Origin of the sequence: Roseateles sp. (assembly GCF_019237615.1) — a bacterium.
Lineage (GTDB): Bacteria > Pseudomonadota > Gammaproteobacteria > Burkholderiales > Burkholderiaceae_C > Pelomonas.
Genome location: NZ_JAFAGT010000010.1, coordinates 1 through 20,781 on the forward strand (window position 1 = coordinate 1; position 20,781 = coordinate 20,781).

Below are 20,781 nucleotides of genomic sequence, written 5' to 3' on the forward strand. Positions count from 1 at the left end.
ATTCCCTTCACGGACGCGCTGCGCGGCCAGGTGCGCGGCCTCGCGCAGGACCTCAACGAAGAGGGGCTGCGCGTGCTGGCCGTCGCCTATAAATGGATGCCGGGCGAGGATCGCGCCTATACGATGGAGGACGAGACGGACCTCGCGCTCGCGGGCTACATCGCCTTCCTCGATCCGCCCAAGGAGACCGCCGGGCCGGCCATCGCCGCCCTGCAGCAGCACGGCGTCCGGGTCAAGATCCTGACCGGCGACAACGAGCTGGTGACGGCCAAGATCTGCCGTGAAGTTGGCCTCAGGGTGGAGGGCATGCTGCTTGGCTCGCATATCGAGACCATGGACGACCAGCAGCTGGCACAGGCAGCGGAGTCGACCACGGTGTTCGCCAAGCTGACGCCGACCCACAAGGAACGCATCGTGCGGCTGTTGCACAACAAGGGCCACGTGGTCGGTTTCATGGGCGACGGCATCAACGACGCGCCGGCCTTGCGTGCAGCCGACATCGGCATTTCGGTCGACACCGCGGTCGATATCGCCAAGGAAGCGGCCGACATCATCCTGCTGGAAAAGAGCCTGATGATCCTGGAGCAGGGTGTGCAGGAAGGGCGCAAGACCTTCGCCAACATGCTCAAGTACATCAAGATGACGGCCAGCTCCAACTTCGGCAACGTCTTCTCGGTGCTGGTGGCCAGCGCGTTCATTCCCTTCCTGCCCATGCTGCCGCTGCAGCTGCTGGTTCAGAACCTGCTTTACGACATCTCGCAGATCGCCATCCCCTTCGACCGCGTGGACGACGAGTTCCTGGTGCGGCCGCAGCGCTGGGACCCGGCCGACCTGGGGCGCTTCATGGTGTTCTTCGGGCCGATCAGCTCGGTCTTCGATATCGCGACCTATGCGCTGATGTGGTTCGTCTTCGGTGCCAACACGCCCGAGCAGCAGACGCTGTTCCAGTCTGGCTGGTTCGTCGTGGGCCTGCTGACTCAGACGCTGATCGTGCACATGATCCGCACGCGCAAGCTGCCCTTCGTGCAGAGCATCGCGGCGCCGCCGCTGCTGGCGATGACGGCGCTGATCGTTGCGCTGGGCATCTTCCTGCCCATGGGGCCGGTGGCGGGCTACTTCAGGCTGCAGGCGCTGCCGCCGCTGTACTTCGCCTTCCTGCCGCTGATCCTGCTGGCCTACATGGGGCTCACGCAGTCGGTCAAGGGCTGGTACGCCCGGCGCTACGGCTGGCAGTGAACGGTCACGCAAGCCCCGTACGCTGAGCCCCCCCCAAGAGGAGAGACATGCAAGCTTTTCAGAACCTGAACCTGCCTTCGCTGCTGGACACCGTGACCAGCGTCGGCGCGGCATTCGCGCTTGGCGCGGCCATCGGCCTGGAGCGGCAATGGCGGCAGCGCACGGCGGGCCTGCGGACCAACGCGCTGGTGGCCGTCGCGGCGGCCGTGTTCGTCGACATGGCGAACCGGCTGGGCGGCCATGACGCGGCCGTTCATGTCGTGGCCTATGTGGTCTCGGGCGTGGGCTTCCTTGGCGCCGGCGCCATCATGAAGGAGGGCGCAAACGTCATCGGGCTGAACACGGCCGCGACGCTGTGGGGCTCGGCCGCCGTGGGGGCCTGCGCCGGGGCGGACCTGCTTGCCGAGGCGCTGGTCGCGACGTTCTTCGTGCTGGCCAGCAACACGCTGCTGCGCCCGGTGGTCAACCGCATCAACCGGCGCCCGCTGAAGGAGAGCGCGGGCGAGGCCAGCTATGTGGTGCAGCTGGTCTGCGCGCCCGATGACCAGGCGGAGCTGCGCGAGCAACTCGTCGAGTACCTGGAGGCGGCCGCCTACCCGGTGCGCGAGGTCGAGGCGCGGCCGCTGGGCGACGACGCGATGGAGCTCGAAGCCCGGCTGTTCTCGACGGCGGTGGACCCCGACGAACTCGACCGCGTGATGGACGGGCTGCGCCAGCTCGAGGGCGTGCGCCAGGCCTACTGGACGGGCTCGTCGGACGAGTAGCGCATCACCGCGCGGCGCCCGGCTGCCGCAGAATCCGGGCATGCCGTTCTTCGTCTACGTCAAGATCCCGCTGGATGGGGGCCAGGCCGAGCGCATGCCGGCGCTGCACGAGGGCCTGGAGCGCGTCCTGGCTGCCCAGGCGCTGGGGGAGCTCATCGGCTGGGGTGGCTCCTTGTCGGCCCCGCCCGGCGGTCCGGGCGGGGCCGCCGTATCCCACCACCGGCTGGACATCGAGGTCATCGACCAGGGCCGGGCCCTGGCGGTGCTGCAGGATGCGCTGGCAGGCTTCGCGGCCCCGGACGGCACCGAGCTGCATTACACGGAGGCCGGCCGGGCCATGCAGAGGGTCTATGCCGGCGCCCGCTGGGCGGCCGCGACGCCCAGCACGGCGACCAGTCGCCACGCGCGCGGCCCGGGCCGCTGAAACGCCGCGGCCGTCAGCCCAGTTGGCGGTCGCTGGGCCTTGCCAGGTAGAACCACTCCGTTCCAGGCTGCGACTTGGTGTTCGGGAACACGATGCGCCCCTCGCTGGGCGCCAGCACGGCCGCGCCGCTGGCGCGCGTGCCGATGCGCTGGTCCTTCTCGATGGCGTCGAAGCTGGCCCATTCGCGCTCGAAGGCGTCACCCATGTCGTCGCGGTCGATGACGTCGTAGAGCTGCAGCAGCTCGGGCGGCTGCGCGGGGCGGTGCGGCTCGACGGCGCTCTCGTCCAGCATGCCGAGGAAGACCAGCGCGCGCAGGATGGCCAGCCGCGCGACCTCGGGGCCGTTCGGGTCCAGGTGCTGGCCGCATTCCAGCGTGATGGCCCAGCCGCCGGTGGAGCGCATGTACTCGGTGGTGCCGACGCCGTAGTGCGGGTCGCTGATGAGCGCGGCGCGGCGCGAGCCGTCGTGCTCGCGCTGCTGGCGCCGCTCCAGGCCCAGCGCGTAGGTGGACAGCCAACCCTCGACGATGCGGCCCACGCCCAGGCGCGCGGCCAGTGCCGACTCGGTGGCCTCCTGCGCGAAGGGCTCCAGGTCGCCGCTGTTGTTGCGCGGGCCGATCATCGCGAAGGCCGGGCCCTGGCCCTGGAAGCTGTGCAGGTCCAGGATGCCGTCGTGCTGTGCGATCAACGGGCACAGCACGCGCGCGATGCGGTCCTCGAAGTCGTGCACCACGGCGGGCGGGCGCAGGTTGCGGTTCAGGTTGCGGTCGCCCTCGCGGCGGTTCAGCTGGTGGGCGAGCGGGTTGACGATGGGGACGAAGGTCAGCGTGCCGCGCAGCAGCGTCAGCTCGCCGGCATCGAGCTGGCGCATGATCTCGGTCATGGCCCGGGTGCCGTGCACCTCGTTGCCATGCACTGCGCCCGTCACGAGGAAGCGCGGGCCGGGCCGCAGGCCGGCGAACTGGTGGACGCGGAGGTGGGTCGGTTGGGTCATGGCTTGAGCAGGGCGGAGGTCAGGGCCTGGTCGGCGGGGAAGACGCGGCGCGGCAGGTCGGCTGCAAGCCGGCCGGCACGACATTCGACGAGGCGGTAGAGCGTGGCGAAGGCGAAGTCGGGCGGCGCCTCGCCGGCGCCCAGCACCAGCTCACCGCCGCGGCGCACGCTGTCGGCCAGGAAGGCCGGCAGGCGCAGGTGGTAGGGGTTGCGGGCGATCTCGCCGGTGTGGCGCTCGAGCGCGGCGATGAGGCGGGCCGTGTCGGCGATGCCGGTCTGCACCAGCGCATTGGGCTGGTCTTGCGTGGACCAGAACTCGGTCAGCGCCAGCACGGTGTCGCTGCGCGCGGCGGCCAGCGCGTCGACGACGAGACGGTACACGCCACGATGGCTGGGGTTGTCGTCCAGCGCATGCGGCGCCAGCACGAGGGCGGGGCGGTGCGCGGCCAGCAGCGCGGCGATCACGGCGACATGGCTGGCCCACAGTGCCGGATCGCGCTGCGCGGTGTCGGGGCGCACGTCGGACAGGCCTTCGGCGCCGACGGCCAGACAGTCGAAGCCCAGCACGTCGCAGGCGGCCAGCAGCTCGGCCCGGCGCGCCTCGCGACGCTCGGTGCTGCTGCCCAGCGTGACGGCGACGTTGCTGATACGCCAGCCGGCCTCCCGCTGCAGGCGCAGCGGCAGGGCGCCGACGATGCATTCGTCGTCCGGATGGGGCGCGAAGATCAGGCAATGGCCGGGATGCGGCTCGGCTGCGGGTGTGGCCGGGCGGTCGGGCGGGTTGCCCAGCAGCACGGCAAAACGGTTCAGGTGCTCGCGCCAGCGGGCGAGATCGGCTTCCAGGGACGACATGCCGTCATCCTACCGAGGCGCTGGTTTCGCGGGCCATGTCGCCAGCAGCACACCCAATAAGGCCAGGCCATAGGCCAGCGCCTGCGTGGTGGACATCGACTCGCCCAGCAGCAGCCCGATCAGCGCCGTGCTGATGGGCAGGAAGACCATGAAGACGCCGGCCTTGGCCGCCGGCAGCCGCCGCAGGCCGGCCATCCACAGCCACACGGTGATGACGCTGGCCGTGGCGGCGTAGTAGCCCAGCAGCGCCCAGTCCTGCAGGCGCGGCGCGGCGAAGTCGAAGCTGGAGGCCTGCCAGATCGCCAGCGGCGCGACCAGCACCAGGCCCCAGAGGTTGATCAGCGCGCTGATGCGCTTGGGCCCCAGGCCGGCCGTCAGCTTCTTCCCGATGACGACATAGCAGCCCTCGCAGAACACGGCGGCGAGCAGTAGCAGCGCGCCCAGCGGCGTGGTCTCGGCGCCGCCCTGCTTGCCGGCGGCGACCAGAGCGATGCCGCCCACCGCGCAGGCGATGCCCGCCAGCACACGGCGGCTGAGTTGCTCGCGCAGGAAGACCCGGCTCAGCAGCGCCACGGCCGCCGGGATGCCGGCCATGATGACGCCGGCCACGACGGCGGAGCTCTGCCGCAGGCCGAACAGCATGCAGATGGAGAACAGGAAGTTGCCGAGGAAGGACTCGAGGAAGAGCAGTCCGCGCGAGCGCGTATCCAGCGGCGCTTCGTGCGCCGGCTTCCTCAGCCAGGGCAGCATCAGCACGGCCGCGAGGCCGAAGCGCAGGCCGGCGAGCAGGAAGACGGGGAAGGCCGCCACCAGCAGCTTGGACAGGCCGACGTAGCTGCCCACCAGGCTGGTGCTGGCGGCGAGTAGCGCGTAGGCGCGCCAGGGCACGGGATGCATCTCAGGGCAGCGGGCCGTCGATCGTGAACGCGATGAACTGCGTGAACTGGGCCGGGTTGAAGTTGTTGTCCGACGCCAGGATCAGCGTGCGCTTGCCCTGGTGCATGGGACCGAAGGTGATGCCCTCGATGTTGTCCAGGGCCAGCACGCTGCCGTCGTCGTTCTTCAGGGAGGACAGGTCCAGCAGCAGGGTGCGCTTGACGGGCACGACGTCGCGGCCCTTGATGGTGGCCCAGCCCGACACGTCGGTGGCGCCGCGGGTGTCGACGAGGTAGAGCTTGATGGTGTTGCCCGTCGGCTGCCTGGTCAGCGCCGCGATGCCGGGCGTGGCGGCGCCGACCGCATAGGCGCGTTCGATGACGATGAACTCGTGGGCCGACAGCGCCAGCATGTCGGGCACGCCGTTGGTGGCGAAGTCGCCCGGGCGGGCCGGCGGGAAGGGCACGGGGCCCACCTCGTAGACATGCTCGGCGCCGGCCTTGCCGCTGTCCAGGTCGAAGGACAGCATGCGCGCGCGGCTGCCATGGCCCACCGCGCTGGGCGGGCTGTCCTGGGCCAGGCCGTTCTCGCTCATGGTCCACAGCGTCTTGCCGTCGGGCGTGATGGCGATGCTTTCGAAGGCCAGGTTGTTGTAGACCCCCATGTCGCCGGCCGCCAAGCCGCCGGCGCTGCCGCTGGGCAGGTAGTAGCTGGGCACCGGGAACTCGCCGGCCGGCTTGCCGTCAAGCGTCATGCGGCGCACGGTGGGGTTCTGGAACCCGGCTGAGCTGCGCTGACCCTCGTTGCTCCAGTAGATGAGGTTGCGCCGGCTGTCCAGGCGCAGGCTCTCGGGGTCGACCATGTTGCGGCCGAAGGGCCGGCCGTCGAGGTCCCGGATGGTGGTCATGTTGACCCAGCGGACGCCGGCGTCGCCGGGGCTGGCGCTGCGGCGGAACTTGGCCAGGTCCAGGGCCAGCTCGTAGAAGCGCGCCGGGCCCCGGTCGCTGCGGTCATCGCTGATGGCCAGGTAGCGGCCGGTGGCGGGCACGTAGTCGATGCTGGACAGACCGCCTACCGGCAGGCCGCGGAAGCTCGCGCTGGTCGGCACGATCTGCTGGCCGATGTAGTTCAGTGTCTGTGCGTGCGCGGACCCTGCCAGCAGCAGGGCGAGAAGCCATTTCATGTCGGGGGGACTCCAGGGGCGGCCGCGGCGGGCAACTGCGGCCGCCTCCGGCGGCGCGGATTATGCGGCGCGGCGCAGCGCGGCCCGGAGCGTGTCGATGATGCGCTCGATGTGGCCGCTCTCGATGATGAGCGGCGGCGACAGCGCGATGGTGTCGCCTGTCGTGCGGATCAGCAGGCCCTTGTCCCAGCAGTCCAAGAAGATGTTGAAGGCGCGCTTGGCCGGCTCTCCGGGCAGGGGCTTGAGCTCGATGCCGCCCACCAGTCCGATGTTGCGCACGTCGATGACGTTGGGTTCGTCGCGCAGGGAGTGCAGCGCCTCGGCGAACTCGGCCTGCATCTGGGTGGCGCGGGTCAGCAGGCCGTCGTCGGCATAGGTGTCCAGCGTCGCGAGGCCGGCCGCGCAGGCCAGCGGATGGGCGGAGTAGGTGTAGCCGTGGAAGAACTCGATGAGGTGTTCGGGCCCGGTCATGAAGGCGTCGTGGATCTTCTGCTGGGCGAAGACCGCGCCCATGGGCACGCAACCGTTGGTGATGCCCTTGGCCACCGTCATCAGGTCCGGCGTGACGCCAAAGGTCTGCGCGGCGAAGGGCTGGCCGGTGCGGCCGAAGCCGGTAATGACCTCGTCGAAGATCAGCAGGATGCCGTGCTTGTCGCAGATCTCGCGCAGGCGCTGCAGATAGCCCTGGGGCGGCAGCAGCACCCCGGTGGAGCCGGCGACCGGCTCGACGATGACGGCAGCGATGGTCGACGCGTCGTGCAGCGCGACCAGGCGCTCCAGGTCGTCGGCAAACTCGGCGCCATGCGGCGGGATGCCGACGGAGAACGAATTGCGCGCCGGGTCGTGCGTGTGGCGGATGTGGTCCACGCCGGCCAGCAGGCTGCCGAACATCTTGCGGTTGGCGACCATGCCGCCCACCGAGATGCCGCCGAAGTTGACGCCGTGGTAGCCGCGCTCGCGGCCGATGAGGCGGGTGCGCGCGCCTTCGCCGCGCACGCGGTGGTAGGCGATGGCCATCTTCAGCGCCGTCTCGACGGACTCGGAGCCGGAGTTGGTGAAGAAGATGCGGTTCAGCCCCTGCGGCGTGATCTGCGCCAGGCGCTCGGCCAGCTCGAACGCCTTGGGATGGCCCATCTGGAAGGGCGGCGCGAAGTCCAGCTCGGCGGCCTGGGCCTGGATGGCCTGCACGATCCGGGGGCGGTTGTGGCCCGCGTTCACGCACCACAGGCCGGCGATGCCGTCCAGCACCTCCCGGCCCTTGTCGTCGCGGAAGAACATGCCATCCGCCTTCGTCAGCAGGCGTGGCGCCTGCTTGAACTGCCGGTTGGCGGTGAAGGGCATCCAATAGGCGTCAAGCCTGGAAACGTCTGCGCTCATGGCGGGCTCCGATGAAGGACGTCAGAGTCTAGAGGCGATTTTGACGGGATGGTCAGAATTTGCCGCCGCCTCAGGGTTCCCACCAGCGGCATCAGCTGCACGAGCAGGATGCAGGCCAGCATCAGGCCGCAGCCGAGCAGGCCGGCGGCGTTGAGGCGCTCGTCCAGCAGCAGGTAGCCGAAGGCGGCGGCGAACAGCGTCTCGGACGACAGGATGATGGCGGCGTCCGCCGCGTGGGCGTAGCGCTGAGCGACGACCTGGGCCGTGAAGGCGACGCCGACCGACAGCACGCCGGTATAGACGATGGGCCAGGCGGCGGCCTGGATGCCGGCCCAGCGCACCGGCTCCGTGACGAAGGCTGCGGCGAGCGACAGCAGGCCGCAGACGGCGAACTGGCCGCAGGCGACCAGGAAGGGCGCGCCCATGCGGTCGGCCCAGCGGCCCACCATCAGCACGTGCACGGCCCAGGGGACGGCCGAGCCCAGCACCCAGAGGTCGCCCAGGCCTATGCTCAGCTCATGTGCGCCTGACAGCAGGAAGGCGCCGGCCAGGCAGCCCGCCGCCGCCGGCCAGACCGACCAGTGCGCGACATGGCGCAGCAGCAGCCAGGCCAGCACGGGCACCAGCGGCACGTAGACGGCGGTCAGAAAGCCGGCGTTGGTCACGCTGGTGAACTGGATGCCGATCTGCTGCATGACCGCGCCCAGCGTCATCAGCCCGCCCAGCACGGCGATGTGCCCGCCGTCCGGCTTCGTCAGCGGCCGGCCTTCGCGCGCGAGGCGGCGCCACTCCAGCAGGGCCAGCGGCAGCACGACAGCCGCGCCGATCAGGAAGCGCACGCCGGTGAAGAGCAGCGGGCCGACGTCGGCCATGCCCTTGTTCTGCGCGACGAAGGCCGAGCCCCAGATGAGGGCGACGAAGGTGAGGAGGAGATTGGCCTGGAAACGCGTCATGGCTGGGCAAGGGCGGCGAGTTCCGCCTCGTCGAAGCCGGCGGCGCGGCGGGCCTCGAGGTTGAACGGGGCGCGCAGCTTGGGTGCCTGGTGGCGGGCGGCCAGCTCGGCATAGGTCGCAACGGCGTCCAGACCGCGCTGCTCGCACAGGAAGCGGTACCAGCGGTTGCCAGCGGCCACATGGCCGATCTCGTCGCGCAGGATGATGTCGAGGATGTCGCCGGCCCGATGGTCACCCGCGCCGACCAACTTGCGCCTGACGGCGGGCGAGGCGTCCAGGCCGCGCGCCTCCAGCGTGCGCGGCACCAGCGCAATGCGGGCCAGCAGGTCGTGCCGGGTCCGCTGGGCCATGTCCCACAGCGCGTTGTGGGCATCGAAGTCGCCGTAGTCGAAGCCCAGCGTCAGCAGGTGCTCGCGAAGCAACGTGAAATGCCTGGCCTCCTCCTGGGCGATGCGCAGCCAGTCGCGGTAGAAGGCCTCGGGCATGTCGGGGAAGCGCCAGCAGATGTCCAGCGCCAGGTCGATGGCGTTCAGCTCGATGTGCGCGATGGCATGCACCAGCGCCGCGATGCCGGCCGGCGTGCGCATGGACGGTGGCTTCAGCGTGATGTGCTCGACGAGGCGGGGGCAGGCCGGGCGACCCGGGATGCCGGCGGGCTCGGCCAGCACGGCGGCAGTGTCGACGGGCAGCGTCGTGGGGAGGGCCAGCGTGGCGGCGGCCTTGGCGGGCGCGTCGGCGGTCAGCAGCGGGGCTAGCGTGGCCAGGCGGAGTTCGGACATTCGCGCAATTTTAGAATTGCCGGTTTTGACGGGAGGCCGCGATGGCGATCTACCAGCTCGACGAGCACATCCCCGACGTGGCCCAGACGGCCTGGGTGGCGGACAGCGCCAAGGTCATAGGCCGCGTCACGCTGGGCGAGGATGTCAGCATCTGGTTCAACGCGGTGCTGCGCGGCGACAGCGACACGCTGACGGTTGGCGCCGGCAGCAACATCCAGGACGGCTCGGTGCTGCACGCCGACCATGGCTTTCCGCTGGTCATCGGCACGAACGTGACGGTGGGGCATCAGGTCATGCTGCATGGCTGCACGGTGGGGGACGAAAGCCTTATTGGCATCGGGGCCGTGGTCTTGAATGGTGCCCGCATCGGCCGCAACTGCGTCGTCGGCGCCGGCGCGCTGGTGACCGAGGGCAAGGAATTCCCGGACGGCACGCTGATCGTCGGCGCGCCCGCCAAGGTCGCCCGCGAGCTGACCGAGACCCAGATCGCCGGGCTGAAGGCCAGCGCGGCCCACTACGTCAACAACGGCCGCCGCTATGCGGCCGGACTGAAGAAAATTCGATGAGCGAACTCCACAAATTCCTGTTCGAGGGCCTGCCGGTGCGCGGCATGCTGGTGCGGCTGACCGACGCCTGGCGCGAGGTGCTGGCGCGGCGCGAGCCTGGCCACGAATACCCGCCGGAGCTGCGCGACCTGCTGGGCCAGATGAGTGCCGCGGCCGTGCTGATGCAGGCCAACATCAAGTTCAACGGCGCGTTGGTGCTGCAGGTCTTCGGCGACGGCCCGGTCAAGCTGGCCGTGGCCGAGGTGCAGCCCGACCTGTCCTTCCGCGCCACGGCCAAGTGCGTGGGTCCGATCGAGCCCGGCGCGACGCTGGAGGCCATGGTCAACGTGCAGGGCCGGGGCCGCTGCGCCATCACGCTGGACCCCAAGGACAAGTTGCCCGGCCAGCAGCCCTACCAGGGCGTCGTGCCGCTGCACGGCGACCAGCGCGAGCCGCTGCAGAAGGTCAGCGAGGTGCTTGAGCACTACATGCTGCAGTCCGAGCAGCTCGACACCCGGCTGGTGCTGGCCGCCAACGGTGACATGGCCGCCGGCCTGCTGATCCAGCGACTGCCGGTCGAGGGCGAGGGCAACCTGGAGGGCAAGCGCAACGAGGACGACATCGGCCTGTCCGACGCGTTCAACCGCATCAGCATGCTGGCGGCGACGCTGACCACCGAGGAGCTGCTGACGCTGGACGCCGACACGGTGCTGCGCCGCTTGTTCTGGGAGGAGACGGTGACCCGCTTCGAGCCCCAGAAGCCGCGCTTTGCCTGCACCTGCTCGCGCGAGCGCGTCGGCCAGATGCTGCGCGGCCTGGGCCGTGACGAGGTCGACGGCGTGCTGGCCGAGCGGGGCGAGGTCGAGATCGGCTGCGACTTCTGCGGCCGCCACTACCGCTTCGATGCGGTGGACGTGGGCGCGCTGTTCACGCCGCCGGGCCATCAGCCCGAGGGTGGCACGGCGACGACGCTGCAGTAGCAGCCGCCGTTGCCTGACGACCTGCCGCGGGGACGCCGGGACGCAGGCCATCGGGTCCTGCTGCAAATTCAAGCCCTAGAACCGCGGGTCGGCGGGCCGGGTTTCCTCCGTCCGTACGATGGTGTTCGTGGTCAGGGCGACTAGCTTGTTAGGAGCGACGGCCCCGTGATCCGGGGTCTCGCCGGGCGCCCCGGCATCGCCGTTCCATGCCGGCCACTGGAGTGAAGCATGACCTCCGACCAAAGATTGCTCGCCCTCATCGGGCGGCGCCTGCCGGCCATCTTCGACGTCATCCCGCGCGGACCGCAGGGCCCGGCCCTGCAGGATCGCGTCAGCGCCGTGGCCCTCAATCCCCAGCCGCTGCCGCCCGGCCCGGCCGAGCTGGTCGGCGCCGCGCTGGCGCAGGAATTCGCCCACATGGCCTCGATCAGCGACCGGCTGGGCCTGAACTGGAAGACCATGGCCCAGGACCTGGATGACTGGTGTCCGACGCAGCCGCGCAAGATCAAGTTCCCGGCCGGCTGGCCGCATGTGCCCGAGCCCGATCCGCATCCGAACTGGCTGGCCGAGCTGCACCTGGGCTTCGCGGCCAAGCTGGCGGCCATCTCGGCCGACCACCCGGGCACCCCGCTCGCGGCGATGCTGGACCGTGCAGTCAACCGCTCCGTTGATGCGCTGTCGCAACTGCGCGCACAGTGAGGCGTCGTTTCAGCCGGGCCGCCGCAAGGCCTGCAGCGCCTGAGCCAGGCGGTCGCCGTCGCTGTCGCCGCGGATGTCCACCCAGGGCAGGCCATGCTGCGCCAGGGTCGTGCGGATGCGCGCATCGATGCGCGCCCGCACCTCGGGGCCGTCGCGCAGGAAGCCGTCTGCCTCCCAGGGCAGGTCGGGTGCGCACAGCAGCGTCAGGTCGCAACGGCGCTGGAAGGCGAGCGCTTCGGCCGTCAGCGAGGTGTCGCCGAAGTAATGCTCGCTGCACAAGGCCGTGATCAGCGGCGTCGTGTCGCAGATCACCAGCTCGTGCCGGCGGGTGGCGGCCTCGATGCGGGTCGCCTGCTCAGCCGCGATCGCGGCCTGCTCCTGCTGCTGCGGCGTGCGGCCCTGCGCGGCGCACCATTCGCGAAGGTACTCCGCCACCAGGCCGGCCTTGCAGCGCGCGGCCAGCGCCTCGGCCAGCGTGGACTTGCCGGTGCACTCGGCACCGAGCAGCGCGACGATGCGCGCGCTCATGCCTGTCGCCAGGCCCGCCAGCCTATGACGCTCATGGGGATGAAGCCGGCGTAGAGGATGACGGTCAGCCAGTAGCCCTTGAGGCCGAACAGCGCGACGCTGACCGCGTTGACGACGATCCAGGTCGGCCAGTTCTCCTCGTACTTGCGCGCCAGCAGCCATTGGCCCAGCAGGCTGGCCACGGTGGGGAAGGCGTCCCAGTAGGGCAGGGGGCTGTCGGTGGCCTTGGCGAGGAACAGGCCCAGCAGCGGCCAGGCGGCCAGCGTCAGCAGCACCGGCCTGGTGAGGCCCCGCAGGCCCAGGCGGCGCACGCTCAGCACCTCGCCGTCGCGCGTGCGGCCGAAGCGCCATTGCCACCAGCCCCACAGGGCCAGCGCCGCGAACACGAGCTGCAGCGCCGCCTCGCCGTAGAGTCGGCCGTCCCAGAAAAGGGCGAAGTACATCAGCGAGCTGATCAGCGCCAGCGGCCAGGCCAGCAGGTTCACCCGCATGTTGCAGACGACCATCCAGACGGCCAGCACGAAGGCGACCATCTCCAGCCAGGAGATGGGGCTGCCGAAAGCGGTGAAGGCCGGCGCCAGCAGCGCCGCCCAGGCGGTGGCCAGCATCAGCGCGTGCCGCCGCTTGACGCCGCGGCTACCGGCACGGGCACGAAGATCTCGTCGGACTTGATCATGCCCAGCTCGAAGCGGGCTTTCTCTTCCACCATCTCCAGGCCTTCACGCAGGTCGCGGAGCTCGGCCTGGAGCTGCGCATTGCGGGCACGGGCCGAGTCGTTGTCGGCCTGCGCCTCGGCCACCTCCTCACGGAGGTGGGCCACATAGGGAATGCTGCCCCGGCCCACCCAGAGCTGGGCTTGGATGGCCACCAGGAAGAGGGCCAGGACCAGGGCGAGCGCCTTCAATGCTCAGCGCAGGTTGTAGAAGGCAGCGCGGCCGGGGTAGACGGCGATGTCGCCCAGGTCTTCCTCGATGCGCAGCAACTGGTTGTACTTGGCCATGCGGTCCGAGCGCGACAGCGAGCCGGTCTTGATCTGGCCGGCGTTCAGGCCGACGGCGATGTCGGAGATCGTGCTGTCCTCGGTCTCGCCCGAGCGGTGCGAAACGACGGCCGTGTAGCCGGCGCGCTTGGCCATCTCGATGGCGGCGAAGGTCTCGGTCAGCGTGCCGATCTGGTTGATCTTGATCAGGATGGAGTTGGCGATGCCGCGCTCGATGCCCTGCTGCAGGATCTTGGTGTTGGTGACGAAGAGGTCGTCGCCGACGATCTGCACGTTCTTGCCCAGGCGGTCGGTCAGCAGCTTCCAGCCATCCCAGTCGCCTTCGGCCATGCCGTCTTCGATGGAGATGATGGGGTACTTGTCGACCCAGGTGGCCAGCATGTCGGTCCACTCGGCCGCGGTCAGCTGGATGCCGCCTTCGCCTTCGAGCACGTACTTGCCGTCCTTGTAGAACTCGCTGGCGGCGCAGTCCAGGCCGATGGCGATCTGCTCGCCGGCGTTGTAGCCGGCCTTGTCGATGGCCTGCAGGATCAGCTGGATGGCGGCCTCATGGCTCTCGACGCTGGGGGCGAAGCCGCCCTCGTCGCCGACCGCGGTGGAGATGCCCTTGTCGTGCAGGATCTTCTTCAGCGCGTGGAAGACCTCGGCGCCCCAGCGCAGCGCTTCACGGAAGCTCGGCGCGCCCACGGGGATGATCATCAGCTCCTGCAGGTCAAGCGAGTTGTTCGCGTGGGCGCCGCCGTTGATGACGTTCATCATCGGCACGGGCAGCTGGCAGCCGTTCATGCCGCCGAAGTAGCGGTACAGCGGCAGGCCGGACTCCTCGGCCGCGGCGCGGGCCACGGCCATGGACACGGCCAGCATCGCGTTGGCGCCCAGGCGGCTCTTGTTCTCGGTGCCGTCCAGGTCGATCAGCGTCTTGTCCAGGAAGGCCTGCTCGGAGGCGTCCAGGCCCAGCACGGCCTCGGAGATCTCGGTGTTGATGTGCTCGACGGCCTTCAGCACGCCCTTGCCCAGGTAGCGGCTCTTGTCGCCGTCGCGCAGCTCGATGGCTTCGCGCGAGCCGGTGGAGGCGCCGGACGGCACCGCCGCGCGGCCCATGACGCCGGATTCCAGCAGCACGTCACATTCGACGGTGGGGTTGCCGCGGCTGTCGAGGATCTCTCGGCCGACGATGTCAACGATGGCGCTCATTCAATGTCTCCAGAAATTAAAACAGGGCGGCGGCAGTGTGCCTGCAAGGCGTTACCGCGTCACAACATCAGACGCCGTCGATCAACACCATGCGCATCACGGCCGCGCCTTCGCGGGCCTGGCGTGCACGGGCGTACTCGGTGGAGTCGTAGAAGGCTTGGGCCGCTTCGCGCGACGGGAATTTCAGCAGCACGACGCGTTCGGGCGTCCAGTCGCCCTCCAGCACCGTCACCGCGCCGCCGCGCACGCAGACCTCGGCGCCATGCACCTGCATGGCGATGGACGAGAACTTGCGGTAGTCCTCGTACTGGGTCGGGTCGGTGACGGTGACGTTGGCGAGGATGTAGGCGGAAGGCATGGCCGGATCAGCAGGAGAAATCGTTTTCCAGCAGGGGCTGTTGCTTGACGACGCGATCCAGCGCCACCAGCTGCTCCAGCAGGGTCTTCATGTGCTTGAGCGGCACGGCATTGGGGCCGTCGCTGAAGGCCTCGGCCGGGTTCGGATGCGTCTCCATGAACAGGCCGGCCACGCCCACGCCCACGCCGGCCCGAGCCAGCACCGGCACCATCTCGCGAGCACCGCCGCTGGAGCCGCCGAGGCCACCGGGCTTCTGCACCGAGTGGGTGACGTCGAACACCACCGGCGCGCCCGAGTTGCGCATCTCGGCCAGGCTGGTCATGTCGGCCACGAGGTTGTTGTAGCCGAAGCTGACGCCGCGCTCGCAGGCGAGGAAACGGTCCTCCGACAGGCCTACCTCGGCCGCAGCGGCACGGGCCTTGTCGATGACGTTCTTCATGTCCCAGGGCGCGAGGAACTGACCCTTCTTGATGTTGACGGGCTTGCCACTCTGCGCGACGGCGCGGATGAAGTCCGTCTGGCGGCACAGGAAGGCCGGCGTCTGCAGCACGTCCACGACGCTGGCGACCTCGGCCACCTGCGAGGCGTCGTGCACGTCGGTCAGCACGGGCAGGCCGGTCTGGCGGCGCACCTCGTCGAGGATCTTCAGGCCGGCTTCCATGCCGACGCCGCGCTTGCTGGTGCCGGAGGAGCGGTTGGCCTTGTCGAACGAGCCCTTGTAGATCAGCGGGATGCCGAGGGACGCGCAGGCCTCCTTCAGCAGGCCGGCCACGTCAAGGGACATCTGCAGCCCCTCGATCGAGCAGGTGCCCGCGATCAGGAAGAACGGGCGGTCGATGCCGGCCTGGAAGCCGCAGAGTTCCATGTCAGTGACCTTCGTGCTTGTGGTTCAGGGCCGCCTTGATGAAGGCGGTGAACAGCGGGTGGCCGCCCCAGGGCGTGGACTTGAACTCGGGGTGGAACTGCACGCCGACGAACCAGGGGTGCACCTCGCGCGGGAGCTCGACCATCTCGGTCAGCTTCTCGCGCTGGGTGATGGCCGAGATGACGAGGCCGGCCTTCTGCAGGCGATCGAGGTAGTGCTCGTTGGCCTCGTAGCGGTGGCGGTGGCGCTCGTTGACGACATCGCCATAGATGTCGTGGGCCAGCGTACCGGACTTGACGTCGGAACTCTGCGCGCCCAGGCGCATGGTGCCGCCGAGGTCGGAGTTGGCGTCACGCTTCTGGATGCTGCCGTCGGCGTCCTGCCACTCGTCGATCAGCGCGATGACAGGGTGGGGCGTCTCGGGGTCGAACTCGGTGGAGTTGGCGTTCTCCAGGCCGGCCATGTGGCGGGCGTACTCGATGGTGGCGACCTGCATGCCCAGGCAGATGCCCAGATAGGGCAGCTTGTGCTCGCGGGCGTACTGCGCGGCCAGGATCTTGCCCTCCACGCCGCGCTTGCCGAAGCCGCCGGGCACCAGGATGGCGTCGAACTTGCCCAGTTCGCCCACCGTCTCGGGCGTCAGCGTCTCGCTGTCGATGTACTCGATCTTCACGCCGGCATGATTGTGGATGCCGGCATGGCGCAGCGCCTCGTTGAGCGACTTGTACGAGTCCGACAGGTCGGTGTACTTGCCGCACATGGCGATGGTGAGCTGCTCCTTGGGGTTCTCGACCTCGTAGACCAGGTTGTCCCAGCGCTTCAGGTCTGCGCTCTTGGTGTTGAGCTGCAGCTTGGTGCAGATGAGCTGGTCCAGGCCCTGCTCGTGCAGCACGCGCGGCACCTTGTAGATGGTGTTCACGTCCCACATCGAGATCACGCCGTACTCGGGCACGTTCGTGAACAGCGAGATCTTCTCGCGCTCGTCGTCGGGGATGCGGCGGTCGGCGCGGCACAGCAGCGCGTCGGGCTGGATGCCAATCTCGCGCAGCTTCTGCACCGTGTGCTGGGTGGGCTTGGTCTTCAGCTCGCCGGCGGCGGCGATCCACGGCACATAGGTCAGGTGCACGAAGGCGACGTTGTTCGGGCCGGCCTTCAGGCTCATCTGGCGCGCCGCCTCGAGGAAGGGCAGCGACTCGATGTCGCCCACCGTGCCGCCGATCTCGACGATGGCCACGTCCACCGCGTCCGGCGTGCCCTGGCCGGCGCCGCGGCGGATGAACTCCTGCATCTCGTTGGTGATGTGCGGGATCACCTGAACGGTCTTGCCAAGGTAGTCGCCGCGGCGTTCCTTCTCCAGCACCGACATGTAGATCTGGCCGGTGGTGAAGTTGTTGGCCTTCTTCATCCGCGTCGTGATGAAGCGTTCGTAGTGGCCCAGGTCCAGGTCGGTCTCGGCACCGTCGTCGGTGACGAAGACTTCACCGTGCTGGAACGGCGACATCGTGCCGGGGTCGACGTTGATGTAGGGGTCCAGCTTGATGAGGGTGACTTTGAGGCCGCGCGATTCGAGGATGGCAGCCAGGGAGGCCGACGCGATGCCCTTGCCCAAGGAGGACACCACACCGCCGGTGACGAAGACGTATTTGGTCATGTCTTGCAGCACGCCAGAACAGCATGCTGTGGTGGGAAATTGCGATTGTAATGGAGCCCCTCGTCCGGTCGCGTTTCGCTGGACGCGAACGCACCTTGCCGGTCATGCGGACCGTGCTGCGGCAGGCAGGTCCTGCCCGCTGAGCGTGGTGTGCCTGCGCGCGGACGTGCCCACGCTCAGGCCAGCAGCTCCAGCACCAGGTCCGCCGTCTCGTCGGGCTTCTCGAAGGGGAAGAGGTGGCCGCCCTCCATCCAGCGCCAATGGCTGCCGGCCAGTTTCATGGACGCGGCCGCGCCGGCCTGGCGCAGCTCGACCGAGCGCGTGCCGCCGATGAAGGCCACCGGGCATTGCGGTGGGCGCAGGCGCAGCAGCAGCGGCAGGTGGTGGGGCAGCGTGCGGTAGATGTGGGCTTCGACCTCGCGCTTGAAGCGCAGGCGCACCTGGCCGTCGTCCGACGCCTCGAAGCCGGCCGCGACGTAGTCGGCCAGCACGCGCGGGTCCCAGCGGGCGAATATCTTCTTTGCCGCGAAGTGCTGGTGGACGGCCTGGCGATCCGGCCAGGCATGGCGGCGCTCGCGGGCGATCTTGGACGGGCCGTAGCGGTGGATGAGTCCGGTCGTCTTGGCCATGGCGACGGCGGCGGCCTTCAGGCCGGAGACGACGGGCGAGTCCAGCATGACGAGGCGGCCGACGAGGTCGGGCCGGCGGCAGGCCGCCATCAGGCTCAGCATGCCGCCCAGAGAATGGCCGACGAGAGCGACCTGGCCTTCCGGCCTGACCTCGGTGTCGATGAAGTCCAGCAGCTGGTCGCGCAGCCGGCGCCAGTCGCCGGTGACCGGGAAGCGCGGGTCATGGCCGAAGCGGTCCAGCGCTTCGACGCGCCAGCCGGCCGCGCGCCAGCGTTCGAACAGCACGCGGTAGCAACCGGCGGGGTAGCTGTTGGCGTGCGAGAAGACGATGGTCCCTCGGCTCATGCCCTGGCCAGCCTCTTCAGCTTGTAGAGCGCTTCCAGCGCGTCACGCGGCGACAGCGCATCGGGGTCCATGCCGTCCAGCGCGGCCACCAGCTCGCTCGGCTCGGGCAAGGGCGGCGGAGCGGGCGGGGCGGCGAAGAGGTCGAACTGGTCGTCTGCCGCGTTGGAGCGCGCCTCCAGCGCCTCCAGCGTCGCGCGCGCCTGGCGCACCAGGCTGGCGGGCATGCCGGCCAGCTTGGCCACCTGCACGCCGTAGCTGCGGCTGGCGGGGCCGGCCTGCAGCTCATGCAGGAAGACGATGTCCTCGCCGCTCTCCACGGCCGAGACGTGCCAGTTCTGCGCCATCGAATGCTTGGCCGGGAACTCGGTCAGCTCGAAGTAGTGCGTCGCGAACAGCGTGAAGGCGCGGGTCTTGTCGTGCAGGTGGCTGGCGATGGCCGAGGCCAGCGCCAGGCCGTCGAAGGTGGATGTGCCGCGGCCGATTTCGTCCATCAGCACCAGCGACTGGTCGGTCGCCGAATGCAGGATGGCTGCGCCCTCGGTCATCTCCAGCATGAAGGTGGACTGCGCGTTGGCGAGGTCGTCCGCCGCGCCGATGCGGGTGTGGATGGCATCCATCGGGCCGAGGCGGCAGGTCGTGGCCGGCACATAGGAGCCGATGGCGGCCAGCAGCGCGATCAGCGCGACCTGGCGCATGAAGGTGCTCTTGCCGCCCATGTTGGGGCCGGTGATGACCAGCATGCGGGTGCGTGCGTCCAGCCGGCAGTCGTTGGGCATGAACTCGGCGCCGCCCGTCTCGGCCAGGCGTGCCTGCACGACTGGATGGCGGCCGGCCTCGATCTCCAGGCAGGGTTGGGCGACGAATTCGGGCCGGCTCCAGTTCAGCGTGATGGCGCGCTCGGCCAGCGCTGCCAGTGCATCCAGCCCGGCCAGTGCGCGGCCCAGCGCCGTCAGCGGCTCCAGGCGGCTGATCAGCGCGTCGATGACCTGCTCGTACAGCAGCTTCTCGCGCGCCAGCGCACGCTCCTGGGCCGACAGCGCCTTGTCCTCGAAGGCCTTCAGCTCCGGCGTGATGTAGCGCTCGGCGTTCTTCAGCGTCTGGCGGCGCTGGTAGTCCAGCGGCACCTTGTCCACCTGGCCCTGCGTGACCTCGATATAGAAACCGTGCACGCGGTTGAACTGCACGCGCAGATTGGCGATGCCGGTGCGGGCGCGCTCGCGCGTCTCCAGGTCCAGCAGGAAGCCGTCGCAGTTCTGCTGGATGCCGCGCAGCTCGTCCAGGTCGGCGTCGAAACCGTCGGCGATGACGCCGCCGTCGCGCGGCAGCAGCGCCGGCTCGGCGGCGATGGCCCGCTCCAGCAGCTCCAGGATGTCGGCCGGCGGGTTCATGGCCGCGTCGCGCAAGGCAGCCGGCGTGGCCGCGCGCAGCGCGGGCAGGGCCTGCAGCGTGGCACGGATGCCGGTCAGCTCGCGCGGGCGCACCTGGCGCAGCGCGATGCGCGCGGCGATGCGCTCCACGTCGCTGACCGACTTCAGGGCTTCGCGCAGCGGCTCGAAGCCCTCCGCATGCAGCGCCGCGATGGCGTCATGCCGCGAGATCGCTTCGCCGCGCTCGCGCCGCGGATGCAGCAGCCACTGGCGCAGCATGCGGCTGCCCATGCCGCTCTTGCAGGTGTCGATCAGCGAGAAGAGGGTGGGCGAGGACTCGCCGCGCAGCGTCTGCACCAGCTCCAGGTTGCGCTGCGTGGCGGGCGGCAGGTCCATCAGCTCGCTGGCGCGCTGCACGCGCAACGAGCGGACATGGGTCAGCGCCCGGCCCTGGGTGTGCTCGGCGAAGGCCAGCAGAGCGCTGGCAGCCGCATGGGCGAGGTTCAGCTCATGGGCGCTGAAGCCCTGCAGGTTGGCCACGCCCAGCTGTTCGCACAGCTTGCGCTGGCCCAGGGCGCCGTCGAACTGCCAGCCCGGCCGGTTCGTCACCGGGAAGCGCGCCTTCATGACGCCACTGGGCTGCAGCTCGCGGTTGACGAGGATCTCGGCGGGTGCCAGCCGCGCCAGCCAAGCAGGCAGCTCCACGTCGCTGCACTCGGCCAGAACGATCTCGCCCTGTGTCAACGACAGCCAGGCCAGCCCATGGCGGCGCCCCTGGCCGCTGACGCTGAGCAGCACGGCGTCCTGCTTGTCGGCGAGCAGTTCCGTGTCGGTGATGGTGCCCGGCGTGACGACGCGCACCACCTTGCGTTCCACCGGCCCCTTGCCGGCGCCGACCTCGCCCACCTGCTCGGCAATTGCCACCGCCTCGCCCAGCTTGATGAGCTTGGCCAGGTAGCTCTCCAGCGCATGCACCGGCACGCCGGCCATGACGACGGGCTGGCCGGCGCTCTGGCCGCGCTGGGTCAGCGTGATGTCCAGCAACGCGTTGCACTTGCGCGCATCGTCGTAGAAGACCTCGTAGAAATCGCCCATCCGGTACAGCAGCAGCGTGTCCGGGAAGTCGGCTTTGAGGCCCAGGTACTGGGCCATCATCGGGGTATGGTTGGAGAAATCGCTTGCG

Annotated in this window: 22 protein-coding genes; 6 read left to right on the top strand and 16 right to left on the bottom strand. The window is 69.6% G+C overall.

Features of this window, described 5'->3' with window-relative positions; translation table 11 throughout:
- The 3 genes from mgtA to JOY88_RS01640 all read left to right on the top strand — a co-directional run.
- The coding region (gene mgtA / locus JOY88_RS01630) for a magnesium-translocating P-type ATPase (protein ID WP_293499790.1) at positions 1–1,236 on the top strand (1,236 nt) is incomplete at its 5' end.
- Between the two features lie 47 nt (positions 1,237–1,283).
- A complete protein-coding gene (locus JOY88_RS01635) occupies positions 1,284–2,000 on the top strand; it encodes an MgtC/SapB family protein (RefSeq protein WP_293499791.1) in 717 nt (238 codons plus the stop codon).
- A 40-nt stretch (positions 2,001–2,040) separates the two neighbouring features.
- The gene (locus JOY88_RS01640) at positions 2,041–2,424 is read left to right on the top strand and encodes a hypothetical protein (protein WP_293499792.1); all 384 of its coding nucleotides are present in this window, start codon (positions 2,041–2,043) and stop codon (positions 2,422–2,424) included.
- Positions 2,425–2,437: 13 nt separating this feature from the next.
- Here the strand turns inward: JOY88_RS01640 and JOY88_RS01645 are convergent, their stop codons facing one another.
- Genes JOY88_RS01645 through JOY88_RS01675 form a run of 7 tightly spaced genes read right to left on the bottom strand, consistent with a single transcriptional unit; the run spans position 2,438 to position 9,437 of the window.
- Positions 2,438–3,418, bottom strand: coding sequence for a succinylglutamate desuccinylase/aspartoacylase family protein (locus JOY88_RS01645; protein ID WP_293499794.1), 981 nt, complete (start codon positions 3,416–3,418; stop codon positions 2,438–2,440).
- The gene (locus JOY88_RS01650; protein ID WP_293499796.1) at positions 3,415–4,269 is read right to left on the bottom strand and encodes a PIG-L deacetylase family protein; all 855 of its coding nucleotides are present in this window, start codon (positions 4,267–4,269) and stop codon (positions 3,415–3,417) included. Before JOY88_RS01650 ends, JOY88_RS01645 begins: the two co-directional genes overlap by 4 nt.
- Positions 4,270–4,278: 9 nt before the next feature.
- Positions 4,279–5,166, bottom strand: coding sequence for a DMT family transporter (locus JOY88_RS01655; RefSeq protein WP_293499798.1), 888 nt, complete (start codon positions 5,164–5,166; stop codon positions 4,279–4,281).
- Between the two features lies 1 nt (position 5,167).
- Positions 5,168–6,328, bottom strand: a complete 1,161-nt coding sequence (locus JOY88_RS01660) for an esterase-like activity of phytase family protein (protein WP_293499800.1) — start codon at positions 6,326–6,328, stop codon at positions 5,168–5,170.
- A gap of 60 nt (positions 6,329–6,388) precedes the next feature.
- Entirely contained in the window at positions 6,389–7,705 is a 1,317-nt protein-coding gene (gene aptA / locus JOY88_RS01665; protein WP_293499802.1) for an omega-aminotransferase AptA, read from the bottom strand.
- Complete coding sequence (locus JOY88_RS01670; protein WP_293499804.1) at positions 7,702–8,658, bottom strand: DMT family transporter; 957 nt, start codon at positions 8,656–8,658, stop codon at positions 7,702–7,704. The genes aptA and JOY88_RS01670 overlap by 4 nt, the downstream gene beginning before the upstream one ends.
- Positions 8,655–9,437: a ferritin-like domain-containing protein gene (locus tag JOY88_RS01675; protein ID WP_293499806.1), complete on the bottom strand. Its 783-nt coding sequence runs from the start codon at positions 9,435–9,437 to the stop codon at positions 8,655–8,657. The genes JOY88_RS01670 and JOY88_RS01675 overlap by 4 nt, the downstream gene beginning before the upstream one ends.
- Before the next feature lie 41 nt (positions 9,438–9,478).
- Here JOY88_RS01675 and JOY88_RS01680 point away from each other — a divergent pair, with 41 nt between their 5' ends.
- The 3 genes from JOY88_RS01680 to JOY88_RS01690 all read left to right on the top strand — a co-directional run bounded on the left by JOY88_RS01680 (position 9,479) and on the right by JOY88_RS01690 (position 11,661).
- Positions 9,479–10,003, top strand: a complete 525-nt coding sequence (locus JOY88_RS01680; RefSeq protein WP_293499808.1) for a gamma carbonic anhydrase family protein — start codon at positions 9,479–9,481, stop codon at positions 10,001–10,003.
- Positions 10,000–10,962 carry an Hsp33 family molecular chaperone HslO gene (gene hslO, locus JOY88_RS01685; RefSeq protein ID WP_293499809.1) on the top strand — a complete coding sequence of 321 codons (963 nt, stop codon included), beginning with the start codon at positions 10,000–10,002 and terminating at the stop codon, positions 10,960–10,962. The genes JOY88_RS01680 and hslO overlap by 4 nt, the downstream gene beginning before the upstream one ends.
- Before the next feature lie 228 nt (positions 10,963–11,190).
- On the top strand, positions 11,191–11,661 hold the full coding sequence (locus JOY88_RS01690) for a hypothetical protein (protein ID WP_293499811.1): 471 nt from the start codon (positions 11,191–11,193) through the stop codon (positions 11,659–11,661).
- 9 nt (positions 11,662–11,670) lie between these two features.
- Here JOY88_RS01690 and JOY88_RS01695 read toward each other — a convergent pair whose 3' ends face one another.
- From JOY88_RS01695 to mutS, 9 genes are all read right to left on the bottom strand, one after another.
- Positions 11,671–12,189 carry an ATP/GTP-binding protein gene (locus tag JOY88_RS01695; protein ID WP_293499812.1) on the bottom strand — a complete coding sequence of 173 codons (519 nt, stop codon included), beginning with the start codon at positions 12,187–12,189 and terminating at the stop codon, positions 11,671–11,673.
- Positions 12,186–12,797 carry a nicotinamide riboside transporter PnuC gene (gene pnuC, locus JOY88_RS01700; RefSeq protein ID WP_293499814.1) on the bottom strand — a complete coding sequence of 204 codons (612 nt, stop codon included), beginning with the start codon at positions 12,795–12,797 and terminating at the stop codon, positions 12,186–12,188. Before pnuC ends, JOY88_RS01695 begins: the two co-directional genes overlap by 4 nt.
- Positions 12,797–13,093 (bottom strand): septum formation initiator family protein, encoded by a 297-nt coding sequence (locus JOY88_RS01705; RefSeq protein ID WP_293499816.1) that lies wholly within the window; start codon positions 13,091–13,093, stop codon positions 12,797–12,799. Before JOY88_RS01705 ends, pnuC begins: the two co-directional genes overlap by 1 nt.
- A 3-nt stretch (positions 13,094–13,096) precedes the next feature.
- A complete protein-coding gene (gene eno, locus JOY88_RS01710; protein WP_293499818.1) occupies positions 13,097–14,383 on the bottom strand; it encodes a phosphopyruvate hydratase in 1,287 nt (428 codons plus the stop codon).
- Positions 14,384–14,450: 67 nt separating this feature from the next.
- Positions 14,451–14,741 carry a DUF1330 domain-containing protein gene (locus JOY88_RS01715; protein WP_293499820.1) on the bottom strand — a complete coding sequence of 97 codons (291 nt, stop codon included), beginning with the start codon at positions 14,739–14,741 and terminating at the stop codon, positions 14,451–14,453.
- A 7-nt stretch (positions 14,742–14,748) separates the two neighbouring features.
- Positions 14,749–15,606 (bottom strand): 3-deoxy-8-phosphooctulonate synthase, encoded by an 858-nt coding sequence (kdsA, locus tag JOY88_RS01720; protein ID WP_293499822.1) that lies wholly within the window; start codon positions 15,604–15,606, stop codon positions 14,749–14,751.
- A gap of 1 nt (position 15,607) precedes the next feature.
- Positions 15,608–17,257 carry a CTP synthase gene (gene pyrG / locus JOY88_RS01725; protein ID WP_293499824.1) on the bottom strand — a complete coding sequence of 550 codons (1,650 nt, stop codon included), beginning with the start codon at positions 17,255–17,257 and terminating at the stop codon, positions 15,608–15,610.
- A 176-nt stretch (positions 17,258–17,433) separates the two neighbouring features.
- On the bottom strand, positions 17,434–18,231 hold the full coding sequence (locus JOY88_RS01730; RefSeq protein ID WP_293499826.1) for an alpha/beta fold hydrolase: 798 nt from the start codon (positions 18,229–18,231) through the stop codon (positions 17,434–17,436).
- A complete protein-coding gene (gene mutS / locus JOY88_RS01735) occupies positions 18,228–20,753 on the bottom strand; it encodes a DNA mismatch repair protein MutS (RefSeq protein WP_293499827.1) in 2,526 nt (841 codons plus the stop codon). The genes JOY88_RS01730 and mutS overlap by 4 nt, the downstream gene beginning before the upstream one ends.
- Positions 20,754–20,781: the final 28 nt, after the last annotated feature.